The following is a 25400-nucleotide window of genomic DNA, read 5'->3' on the forward strand; positions in this document are numbered from 1 at the left end:
ACGAATGCTATTAATATGTAAGATTTTTATTTTAACGTAAAAAAAAAGGCAAAAGATTTCTCTTTTGCCTCACACTATAGATGATAATTAAGGGTTAGGAAGTAATCAATTTTAGGGATAAAATTTAATGATTACTACGATTATTAATAGTTCTCTACAGTTTAACAAAAATGTTTGTAAAATAATATTTGCCATTTTCATCATGAGTTGATGAAATTCCAATATTTGTAACATTTGGATTTTCTATATTTTGTCTGTGACCATCGCTATCTAACCAAGCATCTACAACAGATTGTGCATTGTAAAAGCCGAACCCTACATTTTCTAACACCTTTTTTGCGTCAACAGCATCAATCAGGTTCTGAGATCTTAAAAAGAAAAAGTCATGACTAACAGTGCCTTCATCTATCATATAGTAATTATGAGAAATAGCTTCTTTTGATGCCTCATTTAAAAGCTCTAATGGCTGTAGGTTTAACATAGCTCTATGAATATTTATAAATTCTAAAATTTCATAATCTATAGGTTCGTATACTACGTTAAAATTGTCTGAATTATAGGCTTCAGAAATGGAATAATCTTCTTCTACTGAACAAGAAAAAAGTAGTAGATTAAATACTAATACAGTAAATGTGAGGGATAAATTTTTCATGATTTTGTTGTTTATTACATGACAAAAATATTGGGAATAACACTCCGTTTTTGGATATTTCGATTAAATCAAACCAAAGTATAGACGAAAGGTAACCATATAAGGTTAAGCAGATTAGCTGTGTTTTTATAACAAAAAAAAGGGCAAAAGATTTCTCTTTTGCCCATAAGCCTAACCAATAAACCTATATCATTATTATGTAATTATAGTACAAAGATAATAGTACTAATTAGTTGTATTTTTTTATTTCGTTCGATGCCACTTTTGGCTCGACGAAAAGATATTACGTATCGACTAATGAATTTAAACAATTACAAAATGAAGTCAAATAGCGTTGCGGAATGTTTGCTTATGTTTTAACCTAAAGATTAGAGCAAGTTAAGACGCTTCATTAACTCTGGTCTATTAGAACGACTTACAGGAATTACATCTTTCTTAATTAACACACTATTGTCCTCAATATCAATTATCTTATCTACATTAATAATATAAGAACGGTGGATTTTTAAGAATAAATCATTTGGAAGCTTCTCTTCGATTTTTTTTAATGTAGAGTGAACAGTATAGTTTTTATCCTCTGTTTTCACCTGAATATAATCACCTTTTGCTTCAACTAAATAAATACTTGGAATATCTATTTTAATTAATCGTCTATCAATATTTACATACAGATCATTACCAGAGCTCGTTTCTACTTGCCCTGACTGCTTACTTTTAGACTCAACTGGTTTAGGCTTGATCGCTTCTGCCTTATCAATAGCTTTTTTAAACCGTTCTGGAGAAATCGGTTTCACTAAATAATCTACAATACAATCATAACCAAAAGCCTGGATAGCAAAATTTGGATCTGATGTCGTAAGAATAATTTTAGGTGGATTTTTAATAGTATCTATGAAATCGAAACCAGTAAAATCTGGCATGTGTATATCTAGAAATATTAAATCAATTTCATTAGAGTTTAAATATTTTATGGCTTGCATTGCGTTGGGAAAATCCTCTAACACTTTCAAGCTAGGTATATTTGTACATAATTGGCCAATAATAGCTCTTGCTGTGGCTTCATCATCAATAATAATGCAATTCATAAAATAACTTTATAAGGTCTCTAAAAAATCTGTCATGGTTTGCAGAATAGATTCAAACTCAATTCTTCCTTCAGTTTTGCCGTCTATGAGACTATTCTCGTAATCTACAGCAACATCATAACTTTTCTCAAGGCCTAAAATACTAATTTTATGTTTAAGTTTATGAACGTTCTCAGCAGTAAGTTTGTAGTTTTCAGCTTCGAAGTTTTTAAAATATACATTTTTCTCCTCTGGAAACTCAAGTTTTATTATGTTAATTAACTTTTGCTCAAAGGCTTTATCTCCTCCGGACATGCTGGTAATATATGAAAGATTAGGCTGTTCCATTAGGCTGTTTTTTTAATGTGAAATAAAAGGTTGTACCTTGATTAAGTTTTGATGTTAACCAAATTTCTCCTCCGTACAAATCTACTATTTTTTTAACTATAGCTAAGCCTATACCTGTGGATTCTCCATTGTTTTCTAACTTCTCAAAAGTTTTAAAGATCTTATCAAAATAGGCCTCGTCAATACCCATTCCATTATCTTCAATTGAAAATTCCCAGAAATTATTTTTCTCTTTAAAGGAAATATTAATTTTACCTTCTTCTTTATCATTATAAGCAATAGCGTTACCAATAAGGTTCTGAAACAACTGTTGTAATCTATACTTATCACCTCTTATTGTAGGCAAATTTGCTTTATTGATACTGATATTTTGAGGTATCCTTAAGATACTTACAACATTATTAACAAGGTTATTTAAATCTACGTCATATATTTCAATTTGATTTTTACCGATGGTAGAATACTCTAAAATACCATTAATTAAGGCATCCATTTTTTCTACATTAGTCCTAATAAGGTCTAAAGTTTTTTCTCCATTAGCATCAAAAGCTTCTTTATAATCTTCTTTTAGCCACGCTGTTAATGTATCTATACTTCTAAGAGGCGACTTTAAGTCGTGAGACACCATGTGCGCGTAATCACTCAATTCTTGATTTTGATAGGCAAGTTCATTTAATAAAGACTCTCGCTGTTTATTCATTTCAATAATCTCCTTGGTTTGATTATCAATAAAATCAACTAAATCTGTACTTTTTAATTCTACAGCATCTGCCTTGTCTTCTTCATTGAGATTATAAAATTTTAGCGTATTAATAACATCTTTTAACTTATCTATTAACTCTTGCTGCTCCTTTGCTTCTTGTTGTAATTTTCTATTGGCAGTATATAATTCATCTGAGCTGATTGCCATAGCTCTTTGAATCATTGCAGATTGCTCATCAAAATTATTATAGGAACTATCTACAGCGTCAAGAAATGTTGATAATTCTCCATTTGACTTTAATTCTTCACTTAAGTATTTACGCAACTGGCGACTAAGTAATGAATTCATTATTCACTGATTAACGTTATGGTCATTGTTTGGTTGTGTAATTGACATGCCATTTCTCCGTGGAATGGCGCAATCTCTCCATAGGAATAAAAACCACTCACAGCAGTTCCTTCTCCTAAAATTTCTATAACCTCGTCAATCTCTTCTTCTACACGTTGGTCTAAAACCAATTTTCGACCAATACAACTTACTAACATGGCTAATTCTGGTTTATTTTTCCTAAACTCTAATGCCTGCGTTGCGGCACGTTCTGATGCATTAGCAATATTGTCAACGTTTGTCATCATCAATTGAACTTTTGAATTTTGCTTAATATCACCAGCCAATATAACGGCATTTTCTTCTTCATTAATGTTGAGAATAGACCTTACTATAGATTGCTCTTCATCTTCAGATTTTACATTTAACGGGTATAATAATGCCGCTCCTGGCAAATCTTTAGCTTTATCTCCTAAGTAAGTTTTGTATAAGTCTAATGCTGGTAAACCGTCTAACTCATAAAGTGTATTGCCTTTAGACTTCGTTACGATTCGCTCAGGTCCAAAAGGTGTCCAACCACCATGAATTGAAAAGGTAATTTCTAATGAGTCACCGTAAAAACCAATTGCAACAATTTCTCCTTCCTTTGGATTTTCATTATATGATGCTAGTGTTTTTTCAAATCGCGTATCATCACCACATAAACCACCCGTAATTAGAAGGTTTCCACTATTTATTGTACTCATGCCTTGTGTAAGTTGACTACCATTTATAAAACTACCTTCTGATACTACAAAAACATATTTTAAACCCTCTTCTGGAAACTGTTTTATAAGATCATTTCCTGTTTTGTAACTATCTAAATCCCGATTTAAAACATTACTAGTTTTTATAACAAACTGACTCCTTTCAAACTCCATAGCAGTTATAGTTATGCTATTTTCATTTACAGTTCTCGATGAAATTTCCGCACATGCTGAACCAAATACAATATGACCATCTGGAAATATCGTTCTAATTTCATCATAAACAGAAGTATCTTCTAAAAGTAATCGATTTCCAAAAACGACAACTAAAGGCTCCTTTAGTTCTTGATTTTCGCCAATATAAGTCCAATCTTTATTGTTCTGTTTTACAAGCTGTACTATTTTCATGTTTATTTTTTAAGTGTGAAATAAAATGTAGTTCCTACATTTACTTGGCTTTCTAACCAGATTTGACCTTCGTGTAAATCAACAATTTTTTTAACTATTGACAGTCCTATTCCTGTAGAATCTTTACTTTTATTTAGAGCATGGAAAATTTTAAAAATCTTATCATGAAATTGCTTATCTATACCAATTCCATTATCTTCTATTGAGAATTTGTAGTGGCTTTTTAAATCTTCTACGTCTATAGTTATTAATCCTTTTTCTTTATCAATAAACTTAACTGCATTGCTTATTAAATTTTGAAACAATTGCTGTAATTTAGTAGGATCTCCCTGTATTGTAGGTAATGGATTTAATGTATTTATTACTATATGTTCTGGAATGTAAAGAATAGTTGTAAGGTCAGTTAACATTTGATCTAAATTAACATCTGCTTTGTCATTACTATCTGTACCAACACTAGAATAATCTAAAACATCTGAAATTAATTGCTCCATCTTCTCTAAAGTCGATTCAATAAGTTCAAAATTCTTTAAACTCATCTCATCTAACTTACCTTTATTATCTTCTTTTAGCCAACTAACTAAGGCATCTATACTTCGTAGAGGCGATTTTAAATCGTGTGAAACAATATGTGCATATTCTTGTAATTCATTATTACTTCGCTCTAATTTAGATAATAGACTTTCTTTCTGTATTTGCAGGCTTTTTAAATCTGTTATATCTAAATAAACACCTATTGATCCAACTATATTACCATTTAAATCATAGTTAGGTGCACCACTAATTAAACAGTATCTAATATCATTTTCTTTTGTTTTTACTTTAACTTCGTAAGAATTTGATATCCCTTTTATCCTTTTTTCATTTTCCGCTTTAATTATATCTAAACCGCCTTCAACAGGAAATAACATCTGATCACTTTTACCTAATAATTCTTCTTCGGAGTAACCAGACATCTCTATAAAACTCTGGTTAACCATTAATATTTCGTCTTCAAGGTTCACTTCAATTAACCCTAAATGCATGTTGGCAATTATGCTGTAATATTTTTCTTTTTGGATTTCTAGTGATTTTCTATAAGTTCTATTTAAGGTTACATCTTTAAAGGTCCATAAATAGCCCTTATTAAAACCACCTTCTTGTATGGGTATATAATTTCGCTCTAAAATTTTACCGTCTAACATTTCTAATTCGTCACCTAGTACAGTTTCTTTAGCTGCATCAATAGATCGCATTCTCTCAATGAAGTCCTCGGGATTTTTAAATAAAACTTTGTTCTTCTCTGAGGAATATGTACAATCTAAGCCATACAAATCAGACGGATTTGATTTAATATTAAAAAGTTCGCAAAATTTATTATTGGTAAGTACTATTTTTCTGTTTTCGTCTTCTAAGACAACACCACTATCAAGGTTTAATATAAGCGTAGATAACCTATTTTCTGATGCTTTTAACTTTTCTTCTGAAGCTTTTTCGGCTGTAATATCTCTTACTATTCCTTGCGCTGCAATGGGTTTTTGGTGCCTATCAAAAATAATACTTCCATTTACATGCACCCATTTTACTTCTTTTGACTTGGTATAAACTCTAGTTTCGTAATCTTTAAAAAAGCCTTTTTCAGTTAGTTGGGCAAAACAATCTATTGCATATTGAAAATCTTCTTTATAGATGAGGCTCGCGACTTTTATTTCCTCATTATCAATATCATATCCAAATAATTTTGTTGCGGCTTCATTAAATTTTAAAATATTGCCATTAAAATCCATAACTACGTAAGCATCAATGATATTTTCAAAGACACCTTGTAATTCTGATGATTTTTCATCTAATAAGTTTTCGAGTTTTTGAGATGTGAAGTAGAGCTCCCTAGATTTTTCTTCAAGGATTCTTTCAGCTGCTTTTCGAGCTTCTTTTTCTCTTTTGAGAGCACGGTTTAATATCTCAACGCTTTGGTCCATTAATTTTTATTAATCACAAACCTCACTTTTGTTCCGTCTTCTTTTATTTTTTCTAATTCTATTGTGGCCGTAGAATTAAAATGTTCAAATGTTTTATTCATTAATCCAAGTCCAAAATGATGCATTGCTCTGCTAGAAGTATAATCTAAAACTAAATGATTCTCTGCTTTTTCTATAACTTCAAAAGTTGGCAATTCAGCATCTGGATAAATTTTTCTAACCTCAACATGTATATGATTTTCTATAGAAGATATCATTTCTATTGGGTCTTTGTATGTTGCTAAAAGTCCTGGATAACTCTTTTCAATAACGCTGAAAAAATGTTCTGCATAGACTAATAATAAATTATCAATTGAAATACCTGTGTTTTCACTTAAATGCTGTAATAATTGTAGCATTTCAGAAAAACTATAAGTACCTACCGAAGTATAAACACCATGAGAATCTAAATCTGAGCTTGAAATGATCCTATCTACCATTTCTAATCCAAACTTATCTTCAACGAGTTCTAAAAACTCTGTAAAAACGATTCCTTTCATTTCTAAGTGGTTATTAATTGATTTATGCTCCAATATGATAATAATTTTTCAATTTTTGAAACATATTCTTCATATTTTAAGGGCTTTAACACATATCCTGCTACACCAACCTTATAACATTCTAATAAATCACGCTGATTATTAGATGTTGTGAGAATAATTGTTGGTATATACATTAGCCTATCATCAGATTTTAAAATTTTCAAAAATTCTATTCCATTAATTTTTGGCATGTTTAAATCTAATAAAATAATATCTGGAAGATTATCTTTTTGCTCTAATATTTTAAGTGCATCTTCTCCGTTATTCGCTTCCGTAATTTTGTGATTTAATTGAAGTGATGTTACAGCTCTATTTAACTTCATTACTTCAATCATATCATCTTCTATCAATAAAATATTAAGGGTTTTCATTAATTACTGTGTTTTATATTCGGCTAAATTACAGCAATAAACATGTTCTATATTTAACATTCGCTTAGTCGTAAATAAGTGTCGGCAGATGGCAGATAAGTGTCGACGAACGGTAATTAATCCTAAAGTAAATTTATGCTGCTATTTTCACTTGACTATTAATAAGATTAGTTGTTTTTAGCGTAGATAGCTGTGCTTCCATTTTTATCTTACTAAATTCTTGAAGAAATTCTAAAGAATAATTTTTTAGAGTATTTTCTTCTAAGTACATTTCAAACTCTGAAATAAATTCTAACTGTCTAAGACTTTTATTTAATAAAACGAACGTATTGTCTACAGCGTTTGTTGACTGATTTTTAGATCTAAAATACTCAGGAGATTTTGGTTTTTCAATTTTTAAAGTCTCTTTACTTGAAGAATTCAAGAAGCTTTTAAAGTTATTTCTGAAATAGAAATAAACACACAAATGTCCTAATAATAATGTTCCATAAATTAGTAAAGTTGTCATAGTCTTGAGGTATATTAATTAATTATACGACAAAGCTAAATGTTATATTAAGCGAAAAAATCGTTTTTCGGTAAGTCAACTTTTTGAATAGACGAATGGAGGCTAAGCTTCTTTGAACAAAAACAATAGTCTTTAAAATAAATGCTTAAATATGTTCTCTCAATCTCTTAGGTAAACCTTTAACTACCAATTCATAAGAATGATCTATCAGTTTTGTAATTAGTGTTGGAGATAGCTCACCGGTAAGCACGTAAACACTATTCCAAAGCTTCTTATGCATATGATAACCTGGCTTAACACTATCGAATTCTGCTCTTAGTTCTTGCGCGTAATCTGGATCGCATTTTAAGTTTATAAATGCTTCACCGTTTTCCCATCGCTTTAGAGATGCGAGGGCAAACATTTTATTACATACTTTGAAAACAAGGGTATCATTATCAAATGGAAAATGCTCGGTAACCCCTTTTTTATTTAAACAATAACTTCTGTAGTCTTCTATATTCATTATAAGAGTCTTTCCATTACCTTCTCTGGATGTTGTAATTCAGTATAGCCAAACTGCTTATACAAATTATGTGCATCTGCGGTCTTTAGCATCCATACTTTGCATAGACTTAACTTTGATTCTTCATTTATCGTCTTCATTAACTGCTTCGCGTATCCCTTTCCTCGATGTTCAGGTAAAATAAACACATCCATGATATAAGCAAACACAGCATAGTCTGTTGCTACTCTTGCAAAGCCAATTTGTTTATTATCTATATAAACGCCAAAACACAGACAGTGCTCAATAGTTGTTTTTACGTCTTCTATAGTTCTCCCTTTTGCCCAATAACTATGTGTTAAAAAGCCATGAATAACATCTAACTGTAATCGATCTTTAAGAGTTGATATTTCTATCATTTCTCAATTTTCTTTATTTCTTTAGCTTCAATTTTTAGCGCAGAATAATCTAACTTCCATCCTATGGTTTCTACCAAATTCTCTATAAGATGAATCGCTTCTAAAGCTTCTTGTTTGGCTATGTTATACAAACCACTTTCTGGAATTTTATCCATAATATGGGTTTTTGCTTTAGTATGAAGATCAGTTAAGTCCGAAGCTTCAAACCTATTGAACATACCATCTTGCTTATCGTAATAATTAATATTACTTTCTATTGACAGTACTTCTGGTTGTGGAAAATGTGTTAAACTAACAGTTTTATTTTTTGGGTTTGAAACCATTTGTACTTTACCTAAATCAAAACCAACATGCGCTTTAGCATTTATAACAACCAGTGCCTTTTTGCGACTAGAAATTAATTTTAGAAATTTTTCTTTTACGTCTTCATAATGGTAAATTTCTGCAAAATCGCCTTCTACAGTTATAAATTTACAAACGCGTTTTATTTTATCTAAAATAAGAATTGACTGCTCGCTAGCTACCTTCTTAGTTTTCCATTGTTTATATACAGTAACAATACCTAAAGTAACAAGAATACTAATGATGATGATAAAAAAAGTTTCCATTTAAATTATTTTATTCTACTTATATAATGTGACCCTCAGTGCGTTTTATGGTCACATGTCAGTTTCAATCAATCTAATACTTTATACAGTATAGGTTTACTTGGGCTTGCATCATTCTCAAAAGGTGCGATCTGTAGATTTAACATATAATTACCATCATCTATTTTGTTAGACACATATATAAACTCGGTTATTGTAGCATCTAAACGCAGTTTTCCGCTGGTGTTCCAAAACGCATTATGGGCTAATAGCTCACCCCCATCTTGCTCTTTATCTACACTTGGTAAATCTATAAGTAAATGTTTTACACCTTTGGATTTAAGATATTCCGCAGCTTCGACTTTTAAATAAGTTGGATTGGTGTTAGAGTACTGACGCGATAATTTATCGCGTGTATTTGGCATCGTTCTTATTACAACCGCTTCTCGTTTTTTATTTCCTAATGCAAATTGCAATTGCTTTTTAGAAATCACATAGTCATCTCCTAATTTTTCTGGCGCAACCGTTATCACTTCTGCTAGAAAGAAAAACTGAGTTAAATGTTTATTTATAGAATAGACTTTTTCTGTTATGTGGCCAACTGTTTCTGTATGCGTGCCATGAGAATGTGGATTAAAGTTAATGGTATTAAAATTGACCACAGCACCTTTTTCTACACTAATAGTATCGCCATCTATAACTTCGGGCTCAATCTTAGGTGGTCCAATATACCATGCGTTTACATTAGAAACATCTCCTTTTAGTGGTATGGATATATCTAAAGGTTGCGATAAATCTATTTTTAATTTTCTTGAATTGTATTGTATGGTTGTTAACACGTTTAGTTGATTTTAAATAATTCTGATGCAATACCATCACTTAAAAATTGTCCTTTTTTTGTGACTCGAATATGTGCATCATCAATATACAATAATTGTTGATTTATAAAAATTTCAGACTGCTCAATTAAATAATCTTTGTAGTCTAAACCAAAGTCATTTTCTACTTTTTGTATTGAAACGCCCCAAATAGTCCTTAAACCTGTCATTATATACTCGTTATATTGGTCGGTTTGGGTTAAGGTTTCAATTTCTATTGGAAGTACATTTAATTCTAATGCTCTTATATATTTTGAATTGTTTCTCACATTCCAACCACGTTGCGTGCCATTAAAAGAATGTGCCGAAGGACCAATACCTAAATAAGATTTCTCTTGCCAATATGCTGTATTGTTTTTACTAAAAAATCCATCTTTACCAAAGTTAGACAACTCATAATGTACAAAACCTGAAGCCTCTAACTTATCTTTTAAAATATGAAATTGTTCGTGTGCTTGCTCATCATTTACATCTTCTATAACACCTTTTTCTATAAAAGAGGCTAAAGCCGTTTTAGGCTCAACGGTTAGCGCATAACTCGAAATATGAGGCACACCAAAACTCAATGCCATTTCTATATTTTGTAACCATTGTGCATTTGACGCACCAGGAATGCCATAAATTAAGTCTAAAGAAATATTGTTAAAATACTTTGTAGCTTCTTCTAAACAGGCTTTTGCTTCGGTTGCATTGTGTGCGCGATTCATCAGTTTTAAATCGGCTTCAAAAAAAGATTGAATACCGATGGATAAACGATTGATTTTACTTTTAGATAATTTAATGATTCTATCTACAGTTAAATCATCCGGATTTGCTTCTAGTGTAATTTCTGGATTTTCTGAAACTTGATAGTTGTTATAAACCGAATCAATTAAAAATTGCAACTCCTCATTGGTTAATAATGAAGGGGTTCCGCCTCCAAAATAAATGGTTTCAACGGTTGTGTTTTTAAACTCGGTTTTTCTAAGTTCTATTTCTTTAGATAAAGCATTTATGAGTTCATCTTTTTTCTTCAATGATGTTGAAAAATGAAAATCGCAATAATGACATGCTTGTTTGCAAAATGGTATGTGAATGTAGATGCCTGCCATTTAGTTTTATTCTTCAAACAAATTATACAAGGTAGCAATTCTTAAATCGCAATACTGTTTTAAAAATTGATAATAAAGCATATCAAATTGGCTTCCATAAATTGCTCGTCTGGTTTCCCAAGATTCGTATTCAGGGAACTTTAGATTAAATTGTTCTTCTACAAAATTATCCCAAAGTTTCTCTGTGTTTTTAAATGCTGAAATAAATGTAGAATCTGATTCATTAACTTGCAACAACGCTATTACTAAGGAATCTTTAATTTTTTGAGATTGATACCAGTCTTCATGTGCTATATCATTTAATTCCACTTGCCCTTGACTGTAGGACAAGAGTGATAAGCTAAAAACTAATAATATAATTATGTATTTCATTTAGTAGTATAGATTTTTGCGTTCGCAGAAATGACAAATCAGTTTACTTTTTTACGCGTCCTTCATTCTGCTTAACAAAAGATGCCCAACCTGAATAACTTTTACCAACTTCTACTCTACCTTGATTATAAAAATGACAAACCGCAGCAGCCAAACCATCCATAGAATCTAGATTTTTTGGTATGGTTTTTAGTCCTAACATGCTTTGTAACATTTTAGCCACTTGCTCTTTACTGGCATTTCCGTTTCCGGTAATTGCCATTTTAATTTTTTTAGGAGCATATTCCGTAATTGGTACTTCGCGAGATAAACCTGCTGCCATAGCAACACCTTGTGCTCGTCCCAACTTAAGCATACTTTGTACGTTTTTCCCAAAGAATGGTGCTTCAATTGCTATTTCATCTGGATGATACGTATCAATTAATTCTACTGTACGTTCAAAAATGAGTTTCAGCTTTAGATAATGATCGTCATATTTTTTAAGCATAAGCTCATTGAGCTGCAAAAATTCCATTTTTTTGCCCACCACTTTTATGAGTCCAAAACCCATAATGGTGGTACCAGGATCAATGCCTAAAATTATTTTTTCTTCGCTCATGTATTCTATTGCTTAGTCGCAAAATTGACAACCACTAAGTGACACTGCCAACCCAAAGGTAAGGTTAAAAACACTACCATTAAAAGCACCAAGACCATTTAAAGCAGGATCATAAACATCTAATGACGTTACACCATAGATATAAGCAATATCTGTAAAAAGTGAAACCTTTTCGTTTATCGCATAATGAATTTCTAGACCGCCAAGTAGATTTAAAAATGTCTGTTTATTTTCTTTTAAAATCCCTAAAGGCTTTGCAAATGTAATTCCTGGTCCTGCATGCAAAACGGTTCGTAATCTTGATGGTAAAAACCCAATAAAGTTTGAAGGATCATATACAAATTGTGCATTAATTCTTGAATAATTTAATTTAAATTCCGGAGTGTCTTTATGATTTTTAAAACGATTAAAACCATAGTCTAACTTTACACCATATGCCGATTTAAACATATGCTGAACACCTAAATTTACTGTCGGAAAATTTACAGACTGCGCATAAGATCCAGTTACAAAACCATCTGTTGTTGGGTAATTAATACCTACAGCAAAAAGTGCTTTCCACTTTGCCGTATCTCTTAACTGTGCCTCACTACTAAAGGTTATAATTACAAGCGTAAAAAAGAAAAGGTATTGTTTAAAATTGTATTGCATCTCTAAGTTTTTGATTTTATTTGCAGTATGAATGTTACAATGCATTACAAAACTAAACAATTCTTCTTTGTACTTATTAAATTGAGCATTGTAGTTGGTGCATTTTATTTTATTTATTCTAAAATTACTGATAATGAGAATTTAAAATTTGTTGATTTTCTCTCATTTTTAAACAAAAGCAGTGTTTTTTCGATAAAAAACATACTTTTTTTAATCATTTTAAGCACTTTTAATTGGTTTTTCGAAATTTTAAAATGGCAACATTTAGTTAAAACAATAAATTCTATTTCCTTTAATTCTGCTTTTGTTCAAAGTTTTTCAGCGCTTACAACATCATTAATAACACCTAACCGAATTGGCGATTATGGCGCTAAAGCCATGTACTACTTACAACCCTTAAGAACTAAAATTATACTGCTAAATCTCATTGGTAATTTGTCCCAAATGATTATCACGATGATAGCTGGCTCTATTGGCTTTTTGCTTTTCACTAATCGATATAATATTGACCTTAATTATTTTAAAATCGCTAAAATCGCTCTAGTATTTGTAATCGTGATTTTGTTTACCTTTTTAGGTATAAAGCAAAAACGTTTTAAAATAAAAGGATTTTCAATGGCTACCATAGTAGCATTTACCAAATCAATTTCTATAAAAACGAAGAGCATAACTTTATTATTGTCTCTATTTCGTTATGCGATTTTCTCATTTCAGTTTTTCGTTTTATTACGAATTTTTGGAGTAGATATCATCTATACAGACGCTATGATTGTTATCTCTTGTTTCTATTTATTATCTTCAATCATCCCAACAATAGTCCTTTTTGATGTTATTGTTAAAGGTAGTATTGCCGTTTATTTGTTTAGTTACCTTGGCATTGATGAATTGACCATTTTATCAATAACCACCTTAATGTGGTTTCTCAATTTTGTATTCCCAAGTCTTATTGGGAGTTATTTTGTGCTTAATTTTAAACTTCCAAAACCTGTTACACAATGCTAACTTTACTTTTTATTGTAATTACTATTTGTTACTTACTAGTTATTGGTGTTCTTATTTTAGGATTTGACAAGGTGGATGAATTTAAGCTTCAAGATTTACCAGCTAAAACAAGATTTTCTGTTATTATTCCCTTTAGAAATGAAGCCAAAAACCTAGAAGTATTATTAAAATCTTTAAATCAATTAAATTACTCACGCTCCTATTTTGAGGTTATTTTAGTTAACGATCAATCTGAAGACAATTCAGTAGAAATTATTGAGAAAATGATGTCTAAAAAACCATTTTTGGATTTAAATCTTCAAATTATAGATAATCAAAGAAGTTCTAATGCACCAAAAAAAGATGCAATTACCTCAGGCATTGCCATAGCTAAAAACGAATGGATTTTAACTACAGATGCCGACTGTATTCTACCAAAATATTGGTTAGATAGTTTTGATGAATACATTCAACTTAACCAACCAAAATGTATTGTTGCGCCAGTAATCTATAAGGGAGAAACCTCATTTTTTAATCGCTTTCAGACCTTAGATTTTTTAAGCTTACAAGGCGTAACTATTGGTAGTTTTGGGATCCGTAAACCAATGTTATGTAATGGCGCAAACTTTGCGTATCTGAAAGCAGAATTTAAAAATCTTAATGGTTTTGAGGGTAATGACAGTATAGCCAGTGGAGATGATGTTTTTCTCCTCGAAAAATTAGTAAAAAGCAATAAAAAGAAAGTCCAATATTTAAAATGTAAGAAAGCTATAGTTACTACTCGTCCTGCAGAAAACTTCAAAATATTAATAAACCAACGTATTCGATGGGCTGCTAAAACGAGTCATTTAAAGCAATGGACACCCAAACTCATTGGTTCAATTGTTATTCTCAGCAATTTAATATGTTTAGCTTTTTTACCTACTGCTTTGTTTGGGCTTATACCAATAAATGTAGCCCTTGCCTTATTTGTAAATAAGTTTAGTATTGACTTTTTGTTAGTATTTAAAACAGCTCGATTCTTTAAACAAGAAACTCTTTTACTTTCTTATATTATTTCTAGCCTACTTTATCCTGTCTTTAATATTGGTGTTTTCATCCTATCATTCTTTAAATCATACCGTTGGAAAGGTAGAACATCGAAAAAATAACGTCACATAAAATATTTCATATAGTTTTACCGTAACCAAATCTTATTACGCATGAAGACTTTATACTTATTTATACTATTGTGTTTTACTTTTCAATTTAACTACAGTCAAGACAACTACACAATTAAAGGCGAATCATTGGAGTTAAACACCGAAATTGAAGGTAAAATAGGATTACTCTGGACGAGCAAAAATGGTAATTTTAGGTACTTTGTAAAGAAGAATAATTCTATTACAGAACTAAAAAACACCAAAGGTGATGACAAAAATTATCGTGCAGAATACAAAACAACTTTAAGTAAGCTTACCAATGGTAAAACTACAGAATCTCTAAATTTTAGACTTTACGACATTAAGTCTTATGTAGATTCTTATAATGTCTCTGAAGACAAATCTTATAATGCAACTGTGAAAAAAGCTAAAATGGCTTTTAGATTAGGTGTATTTGGTGGCTTAACAAATAGTCCTTTTGTTGAAAATTCTGAAAACGCGATGGGCTTTCTTTTAGGTGGAGAATTAGAATTTTTTGAAGCTGATTCATTACCAAGGCATTCTGGCTTTTTACAAGCACGTCAAGTATTTGAAACCGATGAATTTGATTACAGCACCACTGAATTTTCTTTAGGTTATCGCTATAGAATAATTAATAAGTCAAACTATTCTATTTATGGTCAGGTAAAACTAGTCACAGTAAATATTTTTGATTCTACTCTTAAAGATGCTGATAATAATGACGTTGACAATAGTGCAACCTCATTTGATGCGCCTTTTATTTTTGGAATTGGTTCTGATATTAAAGTTGGAAAAAATGGCTATATTACTCTAGCTTACGGTGAATTATTTGGTATATTCATAAAAAATCAAGGTAACTTTTCTACCGATTTTTCATTAGGATATAAGTTTAATTTATAATGAATGTCTTTACGCAATTTTAAAACTTCTAATCCAATTTTTAATCGTTATTTCTGGGATGACAGAAAATCTACGACCAAAAAAATGACCGTTTTTGGTATTTTTTTTAAATCTATTTTCGGAATTTTAATTATTGCTGGTATCACAACTTATTTATGGAAACTAAATGAAACTGGTGTTTCTATGCAATGGTATACTTTAGGAGGTATGCTAGCAGCTGCAATTATCAGTGTACTCATTTCCGTAAGACAACATTGGTCGCCTTTTTTGGTGCCGCTTTATGTTGTAGCTAAAGGTTGTTTTCTTGGCGGTTTTTCTGCATACGCACATCGTCATTACCCTGAATTGCCTTACCAAGCCATTGGTGTTACTATAGTTACCTTCTTTGTAATGTTACTCTTATATCAGCTTAGAATTATAGTTGTTACTAAAAAACTAAAAAGTGTAGTAATTACTGCAACTGTAAGCATTATGGTGGTGTATTTAGTGTCTTGGATCCTCAGTTTTTTTAGCATCAAGAATTATATTTGGGGAACATCTTGGTTTGCAATTGCTTTTAATATATTGGCCGCCATCGTTGCCTCGTTTGCATTACTATTAGACTTTGATTACATAGAACGTTATAAAAACAAAGCACCAAAATATAAGGAATGGATTGCAACTTGGGGACTTTTAGCAACTTTAATATGGTTGTATATTGAAGTGTTACGACTAATGCAAAAATTCGCTATCCGATTTTAAGAACAGCTCTCTACATTAATTAATCTGAATAATTACAGGTAACTCAAAGGCCGTTGTAACTTGTTGACCTCTTTTTATCGCAGGATATATTTTTGGAATACTTTCTAAGCTTTGACGTAAAAGGCTGTCAATTTCTGGAATTTCAATAACGGTTTCTGGATGAATCTTCATCGATTCAATTACTAAATCGCCTTGTTTATCTATAATAATATTAAGCTTTATAGTATCAAAAACATCATTTGCAACGATAATATTCTGTTCTGCCAAAAACTTATTTACACTTGATATTAAAGTATGCTGAAAACAAACTTTACTTTCTTCCTTTTCGGTTAAAGAGTCACAGCCTTCAAAGGTTGGATAAGTGTCTACTTCATTCCAATTAAACGTTTGTAGTTCCTCCTCAAGTAAATCTTCAGGATAAACTTTCTTCTTTTCAAAGTAATTGCAAGAGGTTGCAAAAAGTAAGATTAAAAGACAAACTATTCGGTTCATTTATAGAATTCTGAAGCCGAAAAGTACGAATATTTTATTTAAAACGTGCTTGATCGCTTCGCTTTTAGAATCAATAACTTAGACAACTATCTTTGCCTAATTAATAAGATCTAAATTAATTTTCCTCTAAGAGTTTTTCGCGTTTCAACTCTTGCAATCGATTTTGAGCATATTCTATAAAATAACTTTTTTTATGCTTAGCTATAAATTGCTCGTAGAGTTTAATTTTACTATCTAAATCTGCATAATACTCATCTTTTGTTCTCAAGATATAAAACTCAACCATAGGATTAGTAGGATCTTCTTTTAAGGACTTCTGAAAAGCTTTTATAGCGTCTTCGTATTTCTTCTGTCTATTTAGCAGTGTTCCGAGCTTCTGATATTCTTTATCAAGTGGCTGATCTTGGATAAACAATGATTTTTTAACGTAATCTTCAGCATCTTCAAATTGCTTTAAACTTTCATAATATGTGCCAATGACATACATAGCATTGGCATCGTAAGGATTATATTTCAAAGCTTGTTTTCTATGATAAATAGCATCCTCGTAATCGGAATTATGGCTATAAGAAAGACTTAATTTTTCGTGAATAAATTCTGATTTCTCTCCTAATGCTAACAGTTTTTTAAACCAAACTATTGCATGTGTATAAAACTCTTGATGATAGTACGTTTGAGCTTTTAAACTAATAAGTTCTACATTATTTTCATAACTATCAAGGCCTCTGTCCACATAACTATGAACGTCTGTGAAATTTCGCTTTCGCAAATGATGCTTAGCAATTTTAAAGATTGCTTTTTGGTGTGTACCATCTAAGTCGTACGTTTTTATAAATTGCTGCAACGCTGTTGTATCTTTTTGCTTTTCTAAAACAACTCCTAATTCATAGTAATAATTGGGATTAACACTATCTGATTCTATTAAACTTAAAAACATCACATTAGCAAGATCATACTTTTTAGTTTTAGTTAAAAGTTTAGCGTATTCATACTGAATTAGTAAATTATCCTCATTAGCTATGTTTGCTTTCTCGTAATATTTTAAGGCCTCACCATAGTTTCCAATAGCCATGTATGCCTTAGCGATTTCATCATAAACATCATCTAAATTATCTAACGATTTGTAAATCTCAATAGCCTTAGAAAAATTTCCGCTTGCATATAAATGATCGGCTTTGACTTTTTGGTTTTGTGCATGAACACTAAACGTAATAACCAGACTGAATAGAAACCCAAGTAATCTCATACGTAACTTAATTAATCTTTTTTAGTATCATGGATTTGAAAAACAATTGGTAAAGAATAGCGCACATCAACCGAATTGCCATCTTGTTTTCCTGGCTTAAATTGAGGCAGTAACTTCAAAACTCTTACGGTTTCTTCTTCTAATTTTGGATGTTGACCTTTAGCTACTATGTGATCAACCTCTCCATTTCTACCGATAGTAAAGTAGGTGTATATACGCTTTTTACCACCAGATAAACCCAAAGAATCTGCTATTTGCATATTAAAATTCTGTCCAACATGTTTATTGATGGCTGCTGCAAAACAGCTTTTCTTGTCTTCTTCTAAAGCTATAGCATCACAATCTGGATGCATTGGAGCGATTTCTACCTCACTAAAAGGAATATCTACAGAGCCATCTTTTAAGCTTCTTTCAATCAATTTTTCTTCACGCTTTCTTAAAATTTCTAGATATAAACTATCCATGTTACGATCTAAATTTTGCTCTAATTCTGAGATCTGTTTATTTAGTTGCGTTACAACCGGATTGTTTTCATCTGAGCTTTGTAAAATTCGGTCTCTCTTGGCAACAAGCTCTTTATAGGTTTTGGTTTCTTGAGTGATTTTATCATTGCCTTCCACTTGAAAAACAATAGGTATTGAAAAAGGTACTATAACCGCTTTCCCTTTTTGTTTGCCAGGAATAAACTGTGGCAACGTTGCAATAACACGTTTTGCCTCTACTTCTAATGCTTTACTTGGCCCTCTTGCTTTTATATCCTTTACAATACCATCTTTACCTATTTTAAACTGTACAAAAATGCGCTTTTTACCAGCCGTTAAACTATCTCCAATACTTGTATTAAATTTTTTAGCTATGTGCTTATTTACAAACATATTCATACAGTTTTTTCTATCTGAATTGCTTTCTAAATCTTTACAATCTACTGTCGTTGGTGTTTCATCTACGACTGAAAAAGGCACTTCCATTTCTTCTATTTCTTCCTTATGTGCTATAGGACTTTGGTAATCTTCAATTATAAATGTTGACTGACCATCAGTCATTACTATTTTTTCATAATCTCCTTTTTCTAATTGTTTTAATAAGTCATCTAAAAGCTTTTTTTCCTTTGATGTGTGATTACCTATTTCTTCTACAAATAGTCTTAAAATACCATCATCGGCATTAGCTACCCAACGTTCTTTCGCTTCTTTTGTGTTTTTGAAAGCCTTATAGTCATTATAGGTTTCAAATTTTGACATTCTCATAAGGTCAGTGGTCTCAATGTCCTTTTGCGTTAAGGTGCCTTTATTTGATTTACTTTTTAATATTCCATCAGCTATATATTCCAAATAAGCTTTCAACTTTAAGAATTCAGTTCTTGAACTTAAATATTTCATTTTGTCATAACTACCAAATCCTGCATAATCTATAATTTCAAAAAATGTTGAGCCTTTTTTCTCCATGGCTACATATTCATCATAATACTTTTTAATTAATTCTGCATCAGTTAATTCTTGAACCTGCTCTTGATTTATTGAGTTAGTTTTCTGTGCTCTAACTTCTGTAGAGGTATAAATCAACATTGCAAATACCATAGGAATTAATACAGCATATTTAATTAAATGAAGTTGTTTAGATTTTGATTTTTGTAACATGGTAATTCGTTTTTTGATTAATGATTTGTTGAAAAAAGTATTGGTGAATGAGACATGATTAACGTCTAATACTTGATTAAGTAAACTGGTATAATATTCTGATTTTCCTGTTTCCTTTACAGCTTTGGCATCTGCAATATATTCGTGTAATTCTTTTATTCTATTTTGATAGATATACACTAAAGGGTTAAACCAAAACACGATTCTTAGCAACTCAAAAAACAATAGATCGATGGTATGATATTCTTTAATATGCACTAACTCGTGTTGATAAATGGTAGGTTTTTCGGTTTCAGAAATATGATCACCTAAAAATATGGTATTGAAAAAAGAAAAGGCAGCACTGCTTTTTATTAAGTTTACGATGAGTATGTTGCCATTCCAACGTTTTGGGTTTTTATGCTTTAACCAATATATTTTTGTGAGCTTTATCAAAAAAATTAAAGCGCTAACTACAATACCAGAAACTGCAACGATCTGCCAAATTGGTGTCTGAGGTTGCTCTATTATAATACCTACTTGTTCTGCAATTTCAATATCATAAGATGTTGGTGTTTTTACACCAATAAATACTTCTGGAAGATGTATAACTACATCTTTAGAGGTCATTGTTTTTAATTCTGGAAACTTTATAAATGGTAAAACCAATGACAAAATTGAGGTTACAATTAAGTAAGCTCTATTGTTATTAAAAAAGGTTTCTCGCTTAAGAGAAACATCATAGACTAATAAAAACAAGGCCTGAAAAGCGACAATTTGTAGAATAGTATGTAGCATAATTAATTGTTTTTATTAATTTCATTTAATAAAGTTTCAATGTCTTTTATGTCTACATCATTCTTTTTTACAAAAAACGAAACCATACTTTGAAATGAGCCTTGAAAATAATTATCTACCAGTTTGTTTATAGATTGATTACTATAAGATTCTTTTGCCACAATAGGAAAATAAACATGTCCTTTGCCTCTTTTTTCATAATCCACAAAACCTTTGCTTTCTAATATTCTCACAATTGTAGAAACTGTATTATATGCTGGTTTTGGTTCTGGAAGCGTATCTATAATTGTTTTAACATTTGCCATTTGCAACTGCCATAAGACTTGCATTATTTCCTCTTCTGCTTTTGTTAACTGCCTCATAATTGGATATTTATTTTCTCAAATATAACTAAATATTTAGTTCAAACTAATTTTTTAGTTACAAAACTGTAACTTTGGTCTACTTTTTGCGTCTTATTATTAAATATTATTAAAACATTTTATGGAAATTTTTTTGGTGCTTGCTGCACTTCTTTTAATCATTTTGGGTATCGTTGGTAGTTTTTTACCGATTTTACCTGGACCTCTTACGAGTTGGGCAGGTCTTCTGGTACTTGATTTTACTGATGGTGTAGAAATGAGTCAGACCTTTTTAATCGCTACATTAGTGTTTGCCATCTTTATATATATACTAGATTATATTATACCTGCCATTGGCACTAAACGTTTTGGAGGAAGCAAAGCAGGAATGATTGGTACAACTCTAGGTTTAATTATAGGTATCTTATCACCTATACCTTTCGGAATTATAATTGGTCCTTTTATTGGCGCACTTATAGGTGAAATGATTCATAGGAACGATATTGATAAAGCATTAAAAGCAGCTTTTGGATCATTTTTAGGATTCATTGCTTCAACATTTATGAAATTTGTTGTTGCAATTATTTACCTAGGTTTTTTTATCGTGAAGTTATCACAACATAATACAGCTTGGTATTAAATAAATAAAAAAACCTAGCTACATAATTGTAACTAGGTTTAATCTTCTTGCTATTAATTCAACAAATACTTAATGAGGGATCAATTAATTCTTGTTGATGCGGTAAATATATGTAAGTGAATTCTTTTTTTGCTGTGGTAAAACCGCAAACTTGTTGTGGTAAAACCGTACTTTCTTTATTTTACAGTAGTTTCAAGCTTATATTTTTCACTAAAAAACACCACAATTACTATAAATAACCTTTTTCTCGAGCTTCTTTTAACAAAGATTCGTCTTTTCCATCCTCTATTCCAAATAATAATTTGAGGTGTTTTTTTCGCTTTTCGATAGCACTTTTTGAAATACTTATGTACTCAGATAGGTTTTTAGTTTTTATACCTTGAGATAATAAATGTAAAATTTTTCTGTTAATATCGTCTACATATATATCACTAGAAATAGTTTGCTTGAGGTAATTACTAACTGTAGAACTGTAATAAGGAGGTGATTTTATGATTTGCTGAAAACCATCAGCTAATTCCATTGAGGTAAGATCGCTTTTAATTAAAAAGCCATCAGGATCTATTTCTTTAATTATATTATGTATTCTAAAAGTTTCATTAAACATCGTTAGAATTACAATTTTTGCTCTTGGCATTAATTCTTTTGCCAATAAAGCTAAATCTTCTCCGGAGGCATATTTTCCGTCTTTAGATCCAGGAAGACTTATATCAAAAAAACAGACATTATATGGATATTTCTTTGAAGCTCTTTCTATCATTGCAACAGCTTCATCACAATTATTTGCAGTTTCTACGTGTAGTTCTTGATCGTCATGCTTTGTAGCCATTAATACATTTTGGTATCCCTCAATAATGATTGGGTGATCGTCTACCATTAAAATGCTGATGTGATTCATAAGTTATTCTGATTGATTTAAATAGGGAATCTTAACGTTAACTGTTGTACCATTACCAGATTGGGAAGACCAATTGATTTCACCACTAAAATCCTCAACTCGAGACTTCATGTTTTTTAATCCGATACCTTTTTTACTTTTAGTAGTATCAAAGCCCTCGCCATCATCAATGATATCTAAGCAAATTAACTCTTTTTCTAGTGAAATACTAATTTTTATGATATTTGCATTGGCATGTTTATAGATGTTCTGCATGCACTCTTGAATAATTCTATAAATATTTATTTTAGTTTTATTTGGCACCAACTCCCAACTTATAGTGTCAGTATAAATGAATTCTTTTTCTATATTATAGGCTTGTGCCTGGGTGTCAATAAGTTCTGAAACTATATCCATAAAACTAGATCCAGATTCAAAATCTACACTAAGATCGTGAGATATCTTTCTAATATCTTGTTCTATAGTTTGAAGCTGACTTATATATTTTGCCCTAGTCATCATCGCTTCTTTTCCTTCGTTAAAATTTATACTATCTAAACTTAGTCTTACGCCAAAAAGTCCTCCTAAAACACCATCGTGTAATTCTTTAGACACTCTAATTTTTTCTTTAGCACGTGCTTCATCAACTTTATCTTGTTGACCAAGCATTAAATTATAAATATCTTCATTTGCCTTTTGCTGAACTTGAATCAGTTTTAATTTTCTGTTTTTGGCACGCTGAGAAATAAATAGATAAGTTAAAACAGCGGTAACAAATAAACCTAAGGATATAAAGATGAGATATACATTTTCTTGTGAAATTTGCTCGTTTTCTGCTTCTAACTGGTCTGTTTCTAGCTCAATCCTTGCGAATTTGTTTCTAACGTTTCGTTCTACTTGCAATAAGCTATCGCTTACCCTTATATACTCATATAGGTAATTTTTCCCTTCCTCACCTTTATCTAATTTAGAAAGAATTTTCATTGACTCTAAATAAATTTCATTAGACTCTGTTTCTTTAGCTAAATCGTACGCCACTTTTGCATAAATTTTGGCCTTTTTAGTGTCGCCAATACCTTTATAAAATTTAGACATGCTAACAGCTGCACCTGTTCTTGTAATTCTATCATTAATACTATCGGTTATTTTATTGGATTGCTCAAAAAGTGCAATTACATTTTCTTCAGTATAAGAACCTGTTAAGTAAGTTGTATAAGCCAAATTCTCTAGTATTAGAGCATAAAAAGAAGGATCCTCTTGTTGTAAGTCTTTACTCTGCAAAACATCGGCAAAAATATTTTTCGCTTCTTCAAAATACCCTTGTTCTCTTTTGACGAATGCAATGTTATTTAAACTATATATGCCATTGTTAAAATCCTCATCCATACGATTTGCCGTAACTAAGGCTTCTTCATGATACTCTAATGATTTATCATAATTTTTTAATGAACCTGCTATGCTTCCTAAATTAGTATTTAAGATCCATTTTTGATCTAGAATATCGTTAGTTTCCTCTACATTATCTAAAGCTTTAATCGCTCTAACCGTATTTTCCTCAGCTCCATAGTAATCTTTACTTTCAAATTGTAATGCTGATAAGCTACCTAAACTATAAGAAAGTTGTTCATTATCATTTAACCCATCAAAAACTTTAACTGCTGTTGAATAATAATAGTAGGCACTATCATTTAACTGCTGTACATGGTATGAATAACCAAGTGCATAATTTGCATTACCAAGAGAAAGAGAATCGTTTAAAGATTTAGATAGTTTAAGAATCCTATGGTTAGTTTGAATGTACGCGTTTGGATCATTGTCAAAATAGAAACTAAGAATATTTCTATTTGTTATTAAAGAAAGAGAATCATCACTAATTTTCTTTGCAAGAGAATTAGCCTTTTTCGCAAAAGTGAACCTACCCTCTTCTGAAATATTTTTGTTTTTAGAATTTCTTATTAATTCAAAAACACTATCTGATAAGGTTTTATTAGCTGTTGTTTGAGCGCTACTATACGTAACGAAAAACAATAATAGTAGAATCATTAAAACACTTAATCTCAATATCCGGATTTTAATATGTCTCTCAAAGTTAAAATAAAATATTTTCTTTTTCTACTAAACTAAAAATAACAAACAAAAAAAGTCCTCATCATAATGATGAGGACTTTTTATTCCATATTATATTTACTAATTAACCATTGTTTGGCTTCTTTAGCTTTGTTTTTACGTGAGCTAATAATTCAATCTTAGTTGGTTGCTTAATTTCATCGTTCTCAGCAGTTGTAGCAACAACACCATCAGATTGCACTCCAGATACAGTTAATAATAAAACAGCAGCTAAAGCAAAAGTAATTTTAAGGGTTTTCATAAGTATTTAATTTAGGGTTAACGTTTATTCAATTTCAAAATTTGTAACGCAAAGCGATACATAGAGGGAAGGGAATGGATTATTAACTGCTCTAGGCAATACCTAAAACTATACTAAATTAAAAACGAGGGAAGTTTTCTAGACAAGTTAATGCCTAACTAGTAAAATGGACTAAACTTTTCCTTTATAAGCGATTTGAGGTCTTAAGAAGGACGACAAAGATAGAAGTATTTTTATAATATCCTAATAAATCATCGATAAACAACGTTTTTATAACGACAAAAAACAAACAACAAACCTGCAAAGCGCTGATTAATAGATGATTAAGTCATGCTTAAAAATTAAGACGAATTGAGATAAATAAGCTAAAAACTATAGAAAATAAAAAAGGACTACAATTTCTTGTAATCCAATTTTCCCTAACGATTAATAGCACTTATAAGACACTCAGATATAAAAGGCGTCACATGTTATAAGTTATAAAAAGTAAT

At 30.7% G+C, this 25400-nt stretch carries 29 protein-coding genes; 5 read left to right on the forward strand and 24 right to left on the reverse strand.

Annotated elements, in window-relative coordinates:
* Nucleotides 1-154: 154 nt before the first annotated feature.
* From Q0891_RS12885 to Q0891_RS12965, 17 genes are all read right to left on the reverse strand, one after another.
* A complete protein-coding gene (locus tag Q0891_RS12885; RefSeq protein WP_299102204.1) occupies nucleotides 155-652 on the reverse strand; it encodes a CAP domain-containing protein in 498 nt (165 codons plus the stop codon).
* A 368-nt stretch (nucleotides 653-1020) separates the two neighbouring features.
* Entirely contained in the window at nucleotides 1021-1737 is a 717-nt protein-coding gene (locus tag Q0891_RS12890) for a LytTR family DNA-binding domain-containing protein (protein ID WP_299102205.1), read from the reverse strand.
* Nucleotides 1738-1746: 9 nt separating this feature from the next.
* Nucleotides 1747-2064 (reverse strand): Hpt domain-containing protein, encoded by a 318-nt coding sequence (locus Q0891_RS12895; RefSeq protein ID WP_299102206.1) that lies wholly within the window; start codon nucleotides 2062-2064, stop codon nucleotides 1747-1749.
* Nucleotides 2051-3115, reverse strand: a complete 1065-nt coding sequence (locus tag Q0891_RS12900) for an ATP-binding protein (RefSeq protein WP_299102207.1) — start codon at nucleotides 3113-3115, stop codon at nucleotides 2051-2053. The genes Q0891_RS12895 and Q0891_RS12900 overlap by 14 nt, the downstream gene beginning before the upstream one ends.
* Nucleotides 3115-4248: an FIST N-terminal domain-containing protein gene (locus Q0891_RS12905; RefSeq protein ID WP_299102209.1), complete on the reverse strand. Its 1134-nt coding sequence runs from the start codon at nucleotides 4246-4248 to the stop codon at nucleotides 3115-3117. Before Q0891_RS12905 ends, Q0891_RS12900 begins: the two co-directional genes overlap by 1 nt.
* Before the next feature lie 2 nt (nucleotides 4249-4250).
* A complete protein-coding gene (locus Q0891_RS12910) occupies nucleotides 4251-6206 on the reverse strand; it encodes a PAS domain S-box protein (protein WP_299102210.1) in 1956 nt (651 codons plus the stop codon).
* Nucleotides 6206-6745, reverse strand: a complete 540-nt coding sequence (locus Q0891_RS12915) for a heme NO-binding domain-containing protein (RefSeq protein ID WP_299102211.1) — start codon at nucleotides 6743-6745, stop codon at nucleotides 6206-6208. The genes Q0891_RS12910 and Q0891_RS12915 overlap by 1 nt, the downstream gene beginning before the upstream one ends.
* A gap of 2 nt (nucleotides 6746-6747) precedes the next feature.
* Nucleotides 6748-7158 carry a response regulator gene (locus Q0891_RS12920; RefSeq protein WP_299102212.1) on the reverse strand — a complete coding sequence of 137 codons (411 nt, stop codon included), beginning with the start codon at nucleotides 7156-7158 and terminating at the stop codon, nucleotides 6748-6750.
* Between the two features lie 133 nt (nucleotides 7159-7291).
* Nucleotides 7292-7666: a hypothetical protein gene (locus Q0891_RS12925; protein WP_299102213.1), complete on the reverse strand. Its 375-nt coding sequence runs from the start codon at nucleotides 7664-7666 to the stop codon at nucleotides 7292-7294.
* Between the two features lie 145 nt (nucleotides 7667-7811).
* The gene (locus Q0891_RS12930) at nucleotides 7812-8171 is read right to left on the reverse strand and encodes an MmcQ/YjbR family DNA-binding protein (RefSeq protein WP_299102214.1); all 360 of its coding nucleotides are present in this window, start codon (nucleotides 8169-8171) and stop codon (nucleotides 7812-7814) included.
* A complete protein-coding gene (locus tag Q0891_RS12935; protein WP_299102215.1) occupies nucleotides 8171-8569 on the reverse strand; it encodes a GNAT family N-acetyltransferase in 399 nt (132 codons plus the stop codon). Before Q0891_RS12935 ends, Q0891_RS12930 begins: the two co-directional genes overlap by 1 nt.
* Nucleotides 8566-9177 carry a DUF4230 domain-containing protein gene (locus tag Q0891_RS12940; protein ID WP_299102216.1) on the reverse strand — a complete coding sequence of 204 codons (612 nt, stop codon included), beginning with the start codon at nucleotides 9175-9177 and terminating at the stop codon, nucleotides 8566-8568. Before Q0891_RS12940 ends, Q0891_RS12935 begins: the two co-directional genes overlap by 4 nt.
* Nucleotides 9178-9245: 68 nt before the next feature.
* Entirely contained in the window at nucleotides 9246-9995 is a 750-nt protein-coding gene (locus Q0891_RS12945; RefSeq protein ID WP_299102217.1) for a cyclase family protein, read from the reverse strand.
* Nucleotides 9996-9997: 2 nt separating this feature from the next.
* Complete coding sequence (hemW, locus tag Q0891_RS12950) at nucleotides 9998-11125, reverse strand: radical SAM family heme chaperone HemW (protein WP_299102218.1); 1128 nt, start codon at nucleotides 11123-11125, stop codon at nucleotides 9998-10000.
* Between the two features lie 6 nt (nucleotides 11126-11131).
* Complete coding sequence (locus Q0891_RS12955; protein ID WP_299102219.1) at nucleotides 11132-11497, reverse strand: hypothetical protein; 366 nt, start codon at nucleotides 11495-11497, stop codon at nucleotides 11132-11134.
* 43 nt (nucleotides 11498-11540) lie between these two features.
* Nucleotides 11541-12095: a crossover junction endodeoxyribonuclease RuvC gene (gene ruvC, locus Q0891_RS12960; protein WP_299102220.1), complete on the reverse strand. Its 555-nt coding sequence runs from the start codon at nucleotides 12093-12095 to the stop codon at nucleotides 11541-11543.
* 12 nt (nucleotides 12096-12107) lie between these two features.
* The gene (locus Q0891_RS12965) at nucleotides 12108-12746 is read right to left on the reverse strand and encodes a cell envelope biogenesis protein OmpA (RefSeq protein ID WP_299102221.1); all 639 of its coding nucleotides are present in this window, start codon (nucleotides 12744-12746) and stop codon (nucleotides 12108-12110) included.
* 39 nt (nucleotides 12747-12785) lie between these two features.
* Between Q0891_RS12965 and Q0891_RS12970 the strand changes: the two genes are divergently transcribed.
* From Q0891_RS12970 to Q0891_RS12985, 4 genes are read left to right on the forward strand one after another with little or no spacing between them, the layout of a single operon-like run.
* A complete protein-coding gene (locus tag Q0891_RS12970) occupies nucleotides 12786-13748 on the forward strand; it encodes a lysylphosphatidylglycerol synthase domain-containing protein (protein ID WP_299102222.1) in 963 nt (320 codons plus the stop codon).
* The gene (locus tag Q0891_RS12975) at nucleotides 13742-14878 is read left to right on the forward strand and encodes a glycosyltransferase (RefSeq protein ID WP_299102223.1); all 1137 of its coding nucleotides are present in this window, start codon (nucleotides 13742-13744) and stop codon (nucleotides 14876-14878) included. Before Q0891_RS12970 ends, Q0891_RS12975 begins: the two co-directional genes overlap by 7 nt.
* A gap of 51 nt (nucleotides 14879-14929) precedes the next feature.
* A complete protein-coding gene (locus Q0891_RS12980) occupies nucleotides 14930-15790 on the forward strand; it encodes a hypothetical protein (RefSeq protein ID WP_299102224.1) in 861 nt (286 codons plus the stop codon).
* A 3-nt stretch (nucleotides 15791-15793) separates the two neighbouring features.
* On the forward strand, nucleotides 15794-16531 hold the full coding sequence (locus Q0891_RS12985; protein WP_299102225.1) for a Bax inhibitor-1/YccA family protein: 738 nt from the start codon (nucleotides 15794-15796) through the stop codon (nucleotides 16529-16531).
* Nucleotides 16532-16546: 15 nt separating this feature from the next.
* On the opposite strand, the gene Q0891_RS12990 is transcribed toward Q0891_RS12985, so the two are convergent.
* The 4 genes from Q0891_RS12990 to Q0891_RS13005 form a co-directional block, all read right to left on the reverse strand.
* Entirely contained in the window at nucleotides 16547-17023 is a 477-nt protein-coding gene (locus Q0891_RS12990) for a hypothetical protein (RefSeq protein WP_299102226.1), read from the reverse strand.
* A 115-nt stretch (nucleotides 17024-17138) separates the two neighbouring features.
* Nucleotides 17139-18269 (reverse strand): tetratricopeptide repeat protein, encoded by a 1131-nt coding sequence (locus Q0891_RS12995; RefSeq protein WP_299102227.1) that lies wholly within the window; start codon nucleotides 18267-18269, stop codon nucleotides 17139-17141.
* Nucleotides 18270-18280: 11 nt separating this feature from the next.
* On the reverse strand, nucleotides 18281-20683 hold the full coding sequence (locus Q0891_RS13000; protein ID WP_299102228.1) for a M56 family metallopeptidase: 2403 nt from the start codon (nucleotides 20681-20683) through the stop codon (nucleotides 18281-18283).
* A gap of 2 nt (nucleotides 20684-20685) precedes the next feature.
* Nucleotides 20686-21045, reverse strand: coding sequence for a BlaI/MecI/CopY family transcriptional regulator (locus Q0891_RS13005; RefSeq protein ID WP_299102229.1), 360 nt, complete (start codon nucleotides 21043-21045; stop codon nucleotides 20686-20688).
* A 121-nt stretch (nucleotides 21046-21166) separates the two neighbouring features.
* Here Q0891_RS13005 and Q0891_RS13010 point away from each other — a divergent pair, with 121 nt between their 5' ends.
* Nucleotides 21167-21664, forward strand: coding sequence for a DUF456 domain-containing protein (locus Q0891_RS13010; protein ID WP_299102230.1), 498 nt, complete (start codon nucleotides 21167-21169; stop codon nucleotides 21662-21664).
* 229 nt (nucleotides 21665-21893) lie between these two features.
* On the opposite strand, the gene Q0891_RS13015 is transcribed toward Q0891_RS13010, so the two are convergent.
* From Q0891_RS13015 to Q0891_RS13025, 3 genes are all read right to left on the reverse strand, one after another.
* A complete protein-coding gene (locus Q0891_RS13015) occupies nucleotides 21894-22562 on the reverse strand; it encodes a response regulator (protein WP_299102231.1) in 669 nt (222 codons plus the stop codon).
* Nucleotides 22563-22565: 3 nt separating this feature from the next.
* On the reverse strand, nucleotides 22566-24584 hold the full coding sequence (locus tag Q0891_RS13020) for a tetratricopeptide repeat-containing sensor histidine kinase (protein WP_299102232.1): 2019 nt from the start codon (nucleotides 24582-24584) through the stop codon (nucleotides 22566-22568).
* 148 nt (nucleotides 24585-24732) lie between these two features.
* Nucleotides 24733-24909 (reverse strand): hypothetical protein, encoded by a 177-nt coding sequence (locus tag Q0891_RS13025; protein ID WP_299102233.1) that lies wholly within the window; start codon nucleotides 24907-24909, stop codon nucleotides 24733-24735.
* Nucleotides 24910-25400 lie beyond the last annotated feature (491 nt).

Source organism: uncultured Winogradskyella sp. (genome assembly GCF_947498005.1).
Lineage (GTDB): Bacteria > Bacteroidota > Bacteroidia > Flavobacteriales > Flavobacteriaceae > Winogradskyella.

Coding starts and splice junctions, on each gene's coding strand:
- Q0891_RS12905 (WP_299102209.1), bottom strand. CDS start 4,248: ATGAAAATAGTACAGCTTGTAAAACAGAACAATAAAGATTGGACTTAT.
- Q0891_RS12925 (WP_299102213.1), bottom strand. CDS start 7,666: ATGACAACTTTACTAATTTATGGAACATTATTATTAGGACATTTGTGT.
- Q0891_RS12990 (WP_299102226.1), bottom strand. CDS start 17,023: ATGAACCGAATAGTTTGTCTTTTAATCTTACTTTTTGCAACCTCTTGC.
- Q0891_RS12970 (WP_299102222.1), top strand. CDS start 12,786: ATGCATTACAAAACTAAACAATTCTTCTTTGTACTTATTAAATTGAGC.
- Q0891_RS12965 (WP_299102221.1), bottom strand. CDS start 12,746: ATGCAATACAATTTTAAACAATACCTTTTCTTTTTTACGCTTGTAATT.
- Q0891_RS12900 (WP_299102207.1), bottom strand. CDS start 3,115: ATGAATTCATTACTTAGTCGCCAGTTGCGTAAATACTTAAGTGAAGAA.
- Q0891_RS12910 (WP_299102210.1), bottom strand. CDS start 6,206: ATGGACCAAAGCGTTGAGATATTAAACCGTGCTCTCAAAAGAGAAAAA.
- ruvC (WP_299102220.1), bottom strand. CDS start 12,095: ATGAGCGAAGAAAAAATAATTTTAGGCATTGATCCTGGTACCACCATT.
- hemW (WP_299102218.1), bottom strand. CDS start 11,125: ATGGCAGGCATCTACATTCACATACCATTTTGCAAACAAGCATGTCAT.
- Q0891_RS13000 (WP_299102228.1), bottom strand. CDS start 20,683: ATGCTACATACTATTCTACAAATTGTCGCTTTTCAGGCCTTGTTTTTA.
- Q0891_RS13005 (WP_299102229.1), bottom strand. CDS start 21,045: ATGAGGCAGTTAACAAAAGCAGAAGAGGAAATAATGCAAGTCTTATGG.
- Q0891_RS12940 (WP_299102216.1), bottom strand. CDS start 9,177: ATGGAAACTTTTTTTATCATCATCATTAGTATTCTTGTTACTTTAGGT.
- Q0891_RS12935 (WP_299102215.1), bottom strand. CDS start 8,569: ATGATAGAAATATCAACTCTTAAAGATCGATTACAGTTAGATGTTATT.
- Q0891_RS13015 (WP_299102231.1), bottom strand. CDS start 22,562: ATGAATCACATCAGCATTTTAATGGTAGACGATCACCCAATCATTATT.
- Q0891_RS12985 (WP_299102225.1), top strand. CDS start 15,794: ATGTCTTTACGCAATTTTAAAACTTCTAATCCAATTTTTAATCGTTAT.
- Q0891_RS12975 (WP_299102223.1), top strand. CDS start 13,742: ATGCTAACTTTACTTTTTATTGTAATTACTATTTGTTACTTACTAGTT.
- Q0891_RS13025 (WP_299102233.1), bottom strand. CDS start 24,909: ATGAAAACCCTTAAAATTACTTTTGCTTTAGCTGCTGTTTTATTATTA.
- Q0891_RS12885 (WP_299102204.1), bottom strand. CDS start 652: ATGAAAAATTTATCCCTCACATTTACTGTATTAGTATTTAATCTACTA.
- Q0891_RS12955 (WP_299102219.1), bottom strand. CDS start 11,497: ATGAAATACATAATTATATTATTAGTTTTTAGCTTATCACTCTTGTCC.
- Q0891_RS12890 (WP_299102205.1), bottom strand. CDS start 1,737: ATGAATTGCATTATTATTGATGATGAAGCCACAGCAAGAGCTATTATT.
- Q0891_RS12895 (WP_299102206.1), bottom strand. CDS start 2,064: ATGGAACAGCCTAATCTTTCATATATTACCAGCATGTCCGGAGGAGAT.
- Q0891_RS12930 (WP_299102214.1), bottom strand. CDS start 8,171: ATGAATATAGAAGACTACAGAAGTTATTGTTTAAATAAAAAAGGGGTT.
- Q0891_RS13020 (WP_299102232.1), bottom strand. CDS start 24,584: ATGATTCTACTATTATTGTTTTTCGTTACGTATAGTAGCGCTCAAACA.
- Q0891_RS12915 (WP_299102211.1), bottom strand. CDS start 6,745: ATGAAAGGAATCGTTTTTACAGAGTTTTTAGAACTCGTTGAAGATAAG.
- Q0891_RS13010 (WP_299102230.1), top strand. CDS start 21,167: ATGGAAATTTTTTTGGTGCTTGCTGCACTTCTTTTAATCATTTTGGGT.
- Q0891_RS12995 (WP_299102227.1), bottom strand. CDS start 18,269: ATGAGATTACTTGGGTTTCTATTCAGTCTGGTTATTACGTTTAGTGTT.
- Q0891_RS12980 (WP_299102224.1), top strand. CDS start 14,930: ATGAAGACTTTATACTTATTTATACTATTGTGTTTTACTTTTCAATTT.
- Q0891_RS12920 (WP_299102212.1), bottom strand. CDS start 7,158: ATGAAAACCCTTAATATTTTATTGATAGAAGATGATATGATTGAAGTA.